Raw genomic sequence first — 6,661 nt, forward strand, 5'->3', positions numbered from 1 at the left:
GGCGCGATGCCAGTGATGGACCCCGATCCCGACCACAGTTCGGCTCAGCTCTCGGCACTGGACACGGATTCCGCCCCGGGGAGCCGTCGCGTCGACTTCCGGTGGGGAGGTCACTTGGGTTGCCGGCGTGGCTGCGACCAGCTGCCCCTCCCCCGCGCCCCGATCCCCACCTCAAGGCTCCCGATGCCTACCCTCGCGGCGGCCGTGATCGCGGGCCACCGTTGCCACGGCGTCCGCGAGGCGGTCGATGACGGCGGTCGCCTGTTCGTCGGTGATCGTCAGAGGCGGGAGCAGGCGGACGACGCTCGCGTGACGACCGCCGAGTTCGACGATCAGGCCACGTCGGAGACACTCCCGCTGGACGGCGGCGGCAAGTTCCGGAGCGGCAGGGCGAGGAGATGGGACGGCCCAGGGCAGCACCGCGGAACCGGCGTCACCCGCTCGTCCCACTCCACCCGCTCCACCCGCTCCACCTCCACCCGCGTAACCCGACCCGACCGTCCCCGACAGCCCACCTGCCTCATGGGTCCCACCGAGCCCACCAAACCCGACGAGGCCACCCGATCCAAGGACCCCGCGATCCTCCACGGCCCTGCTCGCGCCCCCCGCACCGCTCGCGTCCACCATCTCGACCCCGATCATCAACCCCCGCCCCCGCACCTCACCGATCACAGGGAACTCCCGTGCCAGCGACCGCAGTTGCTCCAGCATTCGCGCCCCCAGCGTGGCCGCCCGCGCCGTGAGGTCGTTCTCGCGGACGTAGGCCATCGTGGCCGTGCCCGCGGCCATGGCGAGTTGGTTGCCGCGGAAGGTGCCGGCGTGGGCGCCGGGTTCCCAGACGTCGAGGTCGTCGCGGTAGACGACGACGGCGAGCGGAAGACTGCCGCCGATGGCCTTGGAGAGGACCATCACGTCGGGGGTGATGCCGCTGTGTTCCACGGCCCAGAAGGCGCCGGTGCGGCCGACGCCCGTCTGGACCTCGTCGGCGATGAGCGGGATCGACCGGTCGGCGGTGATCCGGCGCATGCGACGCATCCACTCGTCGGGGGCAGGAAGGACCCCGCCCTCGCCCTGGACGGGTTCGAGGATCATTCCGGCGGGCAGCGGCACCCCGGATTTGGGGTCGTCGAGGACGGACTGCGTCCAGCGGGCGGCGAGTTCGGCGCCGTGGGTGCCGCCGACGCCGAAGGGACAGCGGTAGTCCTGCGGGTAGGGCAACCGGGCGACCCGTCCGTCAGAGGCGTCGCCGGACGCTTCGAGGGCGCCGGCGGTCATGCCGTGGTAGGCGCCGGCGAAGGCGAGCAGGCCGTTGCGGCCGGTAGCGGCGCGTACGAGCTTGAAGGCGGCCTCCACGGCGTCGGTGCCGGCCGGTCCGCAGAACTGCACGCGTGCGTGGTCGGCGAGTCCTGGGGGCAGGTTGCGGAACAGCTCGGTGATGAAGGCGTCCTTGACGGGGGTGGCGAGGTCGAGGACGTGGAGGGGGGCGCCCGAGTCGAGGACCTTGCGGATGGCTTCCAGGACGACGGGGTGGTTGTGTCCGAGGGCCAGGGTGCCGGCACCGGAGAGGCAGTCGAGGTAGCGGCGGCCGTCGGCGCCCTCGATGGTCAGACCCCGGGCGCGTACGGGGACGATCGGGAGGGCGCGGGCGTAGGTGCGCGCCGCCGACTCGCGGGCCGACTGGCGGCGCAGAATCCCGTCGTGCGTGGAGCGCGCCTGCGACGGTTCAGCGTCGGCGGTGGGCTCCGCCGTGGCCTCCCCGGGTGCGGTCTCGGTCACGGCCATGGTTCTCCCGTCGTCGCGCTGTGCAGGGGCAAGCGGTTCCCTCGCGGACTCGCCCGCCCCGACATACGGAGCCCCGTGACCCTTTGCTCGACTTCCCGGCACATCGATGCCCCGACTGTCGGGAAAACGGCGGGGTTTGGGGCGTGGGGGACCGAGCCGTCCGTCGACAGCAAGCCCCCACCGCTACCAACCGCGGACTGTGCACCGGGTTACGGGTTGTCCGAAGATCTTTGACGTGACGAAACTGTTGCGGTTCCGGCGGAAGTCCCCCATAGCGGGCGCATAGTGTGTGATGGCGTTCCAAGGGGCGGTGCCGGGGGTGAACTCGCGGGGCGTCTGCGGGAAGTCCCCGGTTCGGTGCCAAGTTCGTCCACACCAGGGGGAGGCGGAGCATGGGATCCGAACCACTGTCGTCGAGGGCTCGCGATGAAGGCGGAGAGCGCACGGGCCGCAGAACCTCCTCCGTGCTGGCCACCATGGCCCTCGCCTCCGTGCTCGCGCTGATCGCCACGGGCTGCAGCTCGGGCGGTCCGGACGCGAACGCGCAGGCCTCCGCCTCCGCCACGTCCGAGGGGGACGGCAAGATCACTATCCCGGACGACATCAGGGACAGGCTCAAGGAGCACGGGATCGATGTCGACCGGTGGAAGGACGGCGCCTGGAAGGACTGGGACCGGGAGGACTGGCTGCGCGAGGCCCAGGACTACATCAACCCCGTCATCGAGGGCCTGTGGGACCCGGAGCGGATGCGGGAGGCAGAGGATCCCGACCGCGGTGTCCAGGAGAGCGGCCTCTCGGATGACCAGGGGGTGACCGATCCCGAGCCGGCGCCGGTGGACGCGAAGGCCGTGTCGCCTACGTACCACGACAGGGTCCCCGCGGCGGGGAAGGTGTTCTTCGACTCCCCCGAAGGCACGATGGTCTGCTCGGCGACGGTCGTGGCCGACCCAGCCGCCCCGGGCCGGTCCAACCTGGTGTGGACGGCGGGGCACTGTGTGCACGCGGGCAGGAGCGGCGGCTGGTACCGCAACCTCGCGTTCGTGCCGTCGTACAACGACCAGGCCCTCAGGGCGGCGCAGTTGGCCGGTGCGACCGAGGAGGAGCTCGCTCCGTACGGCGTCTGGTGGGCCGACTGGGCGGGGACGTCGGACCAGTGGATCGCGCAGGGCGGCCCGACCGGCGGGGACGGTGCCCCGTACGACTTCGCAGTCATCCATGTGACGCCGGAGGAGGGCGGCACGGGCAAGTCGTTGGAGGAGACGGTCGGTTCGGCGCTGCCGGTGGACTTCGCGGCGCCGGCGGTGCGGCAGGTGGAGAGCATCACGGCCAGTGGGTATCCGGCGGCCGCGCCGTTCGACGGGGAGACGCTGTACCAGTGTCAGGACAGGCCGGGACGGTTGTCGGTCAGCGTCTCGGATCCGACGATGTACCGGATCGGCTGCACGATGACCGGTGGTTCGTCGGGCGGCGGCTGGGTCGCGACCGGCGCGGACGGTCAGCCGGCGCTGGTGTCCAACACCTCGATCGGGCCGGTGAACGCGGGCTGGCTGGCCGGGCCCCGGCTGGGCGACGTGGCCGAGGGCGTGTACGACGCGGTCAGCGGGAAGTTCGCGGGACAGTGACGGCTTCCGGTCGTCATGGGCGCTCGGCGGATCGTCCATACCGCCTGCCGTCGACCTGAACAGGCGGAAGGCCCGCCCCCTGTAGCAGGGGGCGGGCCTTCCGGCAGTGCTACGGCGCTCAGGCCACGACCGGTGCCGGCACGTACGGCGCGAGCTCCGCGGCCAGTTCCTCGTGCACCCGCACCTTGAGCAAGGTGCCCTCCGCCGTGTGCTCCTCGGAGATCACCTCGCCCTCGTCGTGGGCGCGGGCGACCAGCTTGCCGTGGGTGTACGGCACGAGCGCCTCGATCTCGACGGACGGCCTGGGCAGTTCGTTGTCGATCAGGGCGAGCAGCTCCGCGATGCCCTGGCCGGTACGGGCCGAGACGGCGATGGAGCGCTTCTCGGCCCGCATCAGCCGCTGGAGCGTCAGCGGGTCCGCCGCGTCGGCCTTGTTGATCACGACGATCTCGGGCACGCCGGTGGCGCCGACGTCCCTGATCACCTCGCGCACGGCGGCGAGCTGCTCTTCGGGGGCCGGGTGCGAGCCGTCCACCACGTGCAGGATCAGGTCGGACTCGCCGACCTCCTCCATGGTGGAGCGGAACGCCTCGACCAGATGGTGCGGCAGGTGCCGTACAAAACCGACGGTGTCGGCCAGGGTGTACAGACGGCCGCTCGGGGTCTCGGCTCGGCGGACGGTGGGGTCCAGGGTCGCGAACAGGGCGTTCTCGACCAGGACGCCGGCGCCCGTGAGGCGGTTGAGCAGGGACGACTTGCCGGCGTTGGTGTAACCCGCGATGGCTACCGAGGGCACCTTGTGGCGCTTGCGTTCCTGCCGCTTGATCTCGCGGCCGGTCTTCATGTCCGCGATCTCCCGGCGCATCTTCGCCATCTTCTCGCGGATCCGGCGCCGGTCCGTCTCGATCTTGGTCTCACCGGGACCACGGGTGGCGAGACCGCCGCCCTTGCCGCCGCCCATCTGACGGGACAGCGACTGACCCCAGCCGCGCAGCCGCGGCAGCATGTACTGCATCTGCGCGAGCGCGACCTGCGCCTTGCCCTCACGGGACTTGGCGTGCTGGGCGAAGATGTCGAGGATCAGGGCCGTACGGTCGATGACCTTGACCTTGACGACGTCTTCGAGGGCGATGAGCTGGCCCGGGCTGAGCTCGCCGTCGCAGATGACGGTGTCCGCGCCGGACTCGACGACGATGTCGCGCAGCTCCAGGGCCTTGCCGGAACCGATGAAGGTGGCCGCGTCGGGCTTGTCGCGGCGCTGGATGACGCCGTCGAGCACGAGGGCGCCCGCGGTCTCCGCGAGGGCGGCGAGCTCCGCGAGGGAGTTGTCGGCGTCCTGCACGGTCCCCGTGGTCCAGACGCCGACGAGGACGACCCGCTCCAGGCGGAGCTGGCGGTACTCGACCTCGGTGACGTCCTCGAGCTCGGTGGAGAGGCCGGCGACGCGGCGCAGGGCCGCGCGCTCGGAGCGGTCGAACTGGTCGCCGTCCCGCTCTCCGTCGATCTCGTGGCTCCAGGCGACGTCCTCTTCCATCAGGGCATCGGCCCGAAGACCTTCGGCGTAGGTGTGCGCGAGGCGCTGCGTGTCCTGGGAAGGGGATGAAGAGGAGGTCATTTGATCCTTACGTCGATGGGGATTCCGATTCGGCGGTCATGTCTCTCAACGCACGAGCGTCCCGGGAGATTCCCGCGCCCCGTGCCGCGCCGACCTGAAGATGGTCGCACGGTACGGGGCGTCTCGTCACCGCCTTATTTCACCGGTGCGGCGGTGGGCGCCACGGCCTTCCAGTCCGGGTGCCCGGGCATCGGCGGGGTCTTCTCGCCGTAGAGCCAGCCGTGGAGGAAGCCGCCGAGGTCGCGTCCGGAGATCTCGGAGGCGAGGTGGACGAAGTCGGCGGTCGACGCCGTGCCGTCGTGGTGTTCCTGCACCCAGGCCCGTTCCAGGCTCTCGAAGGAACTGCGGCCGATCTCCTGGCGCAGGGCGTAGAGGACCAGGGCGGCGCCGTCGTAGACGTTCGGCCGGAAGATGCTGATCTTCTGGCCGGGCTTGGGCGGCTTGGGAGCGGCGGGCGGTCCACCGGCGGCGCGCCAGCGGTCGGAGGCGCCGTACGCGGCCTTCATGCGGGCCTCCAGGGTGCGGCCGGCCTTCTGCTCCGCGTACAGGGCCTCGTACCAGGTGGCGTGTCCCTCGTTGAGCCACAGGTCGGACCAGGTGCGGGGGCTGACGCTGTCGCCGAACCACTGGTGGGCGAGCTCGTGGACCATGATCGACTCGACGTACCACTGGGGGTAGGCGGGCTCGGTGAAGAGGTCCTTCTCGAAGAGGGAGAGGGTCTGGGTCTCCAGTTCGAAGCCGGTGTCGGCGGCGGCCATGAGGACGCCGTACGTCTCGAAGGGGTACGGCCCCACCCTGTCCTCCATCCAGGCGAGCTGGGCCGGGGTCTTCTTGAGCCAGGGTTCGAGCTGGGCGCGGTCCTTCGCGGGCACGACGTCCCGGACCGGCAGTCCGCGCGGTCCTTCGCGGTGCAGCACGGTGGAGCGACCGATGGACACCTGTGCAAGTTCGGTGGCCATGGGGTGCTGGGTGCGGTACGTCCAGGTGGTCGCCGGGCCGACGCGGTCCACGCCCGCGGGCAGGCCGTTGGCCACGGCCGTGTAACCGTCGGGGGCGGTGACCCGGATGGTGAACATCGCCTTGTCGGAGGGGTGGTCGTTGCAGGGGAACACCAGGTGGGCGGCGTCGGCCTGGTTGGCCATGGCGAGCCCGTCCGCGGTGCGCACCCAGCCGCCGTCCCGGTCCGCGGCGGGGACGGGGTCGCTCGTATGCCGGACGGTGATGCGCATCCAACTGCCGGCGGCCAGCGGTTCCTCCGGGGTGACGACGAGGTCCTCCCCCGCGCCGGTGAAGGTCGCGGGCCGTCCGTCGACCCGCACCGACCGGACCTCGCCGTGCGCGAAGTCGAGGTTGACGCGGTCGAGGTCCGTCGTCGTCCAGGCGTCGATCGTGGTGACGGCCGTGAGCGGCTTGCTGTTGCTGCCGGGATAGGTGAAGGAGAGGTCGTACGACGCCACGTCGTAGCCGGGGTTGCCGAGGTGCGGGAAGAGGCGGTCCCCCACGCCGAGCGGCGCGGCCGGGGCGCTCGCGGCGAGCAGGCAGACGGAGACGGCGGAGGCGAGCAGCGCGGCCGCCCTGCGCCGTCGGGCGCTTCCCGTACGGCGGCCCGGGGCGTCGGGGGCGGGCCGGTCGGCGTGGGTGG

At 71.5% G+C, this 6,661-nt stretch carries 4 protein-coding genes; 1 reads left to right on the forward strand and 3 read right to left on the reverse strand.

Annotated features, from left to right (window positions below):
- Positions 1 to 171: 171 nt before the first annotated feature.
- Positions 172 to 1,782: a diaminobutyrate--2-oxoglutarate transaminase family protein gene (locus AOJ26_RS39565; RefSeq protein ID WP_053853176.1), complete on the reverse strand. Its 1,611-nt coding sequence runs from the start codon at positions 1,780 to 1,782 to the stop codon at positions 172 to 174.
- A 392-nt stretch (positions 1,783 to 2,174) separates the two neighbouring features.
- Here AOJ26_RS39565 and AOJ26_RS39570 point away from each other — a divergent pair, with 392 nt between their 5' ends.
- Complete coding sequence (locus AOJ26_RS39570) at positions 2,175 to 3,404, forward strand: trypsin-like serine peptidase (RefSeq protein WP_053853177.1); 1,230 nt, start codon at positions 2,175 to 2,177, stop codon at positions 3,402 to 3,404.
- A gap of 118 nt (positions 3,405 to 3,522) precedes the next feature.
- Here the strand turns inward: AOJ26_RS39570 and hflX are convergent, their stop codons facing one another.
- Together hflX and AOJ26_RS39580 are read right to left on the reverse strand one after the other, a co-directional pair.
- The gene (hflX, locus tag AOJ26_RS39575) at positions 3,523 to 5,019 is read right to left on the reverse strand and encodes a GTPase HflX (RefSeq protein WP_053853178.1); all 1,497 of its coding nucleotides are present in this window, start codon (positions 5,017 to 5,019) and stop codon (positions 3,523 to 3,525) included.
- Positions 5,020 to 5,153: 134 nt separating this feature from the next.
- The coding region (locus AOJ26_RS39580; RefSeq protein WP_053853179.1) for a M1 family metallopeptidase at positions 5,154 to 6,661 on the reverse strand (1,508 nt) is incomplete at its 5' end.

The sequence above is a fragment of the Streptomyces sp. NRRL B-24085 genome, assembly GCF_001282115.1.
Taxonomy (GTDB): Bacteria; Actinomycetota; Actinomycetes; order Streptomycetales; family Streptomycetaceae; genus Streptomyces.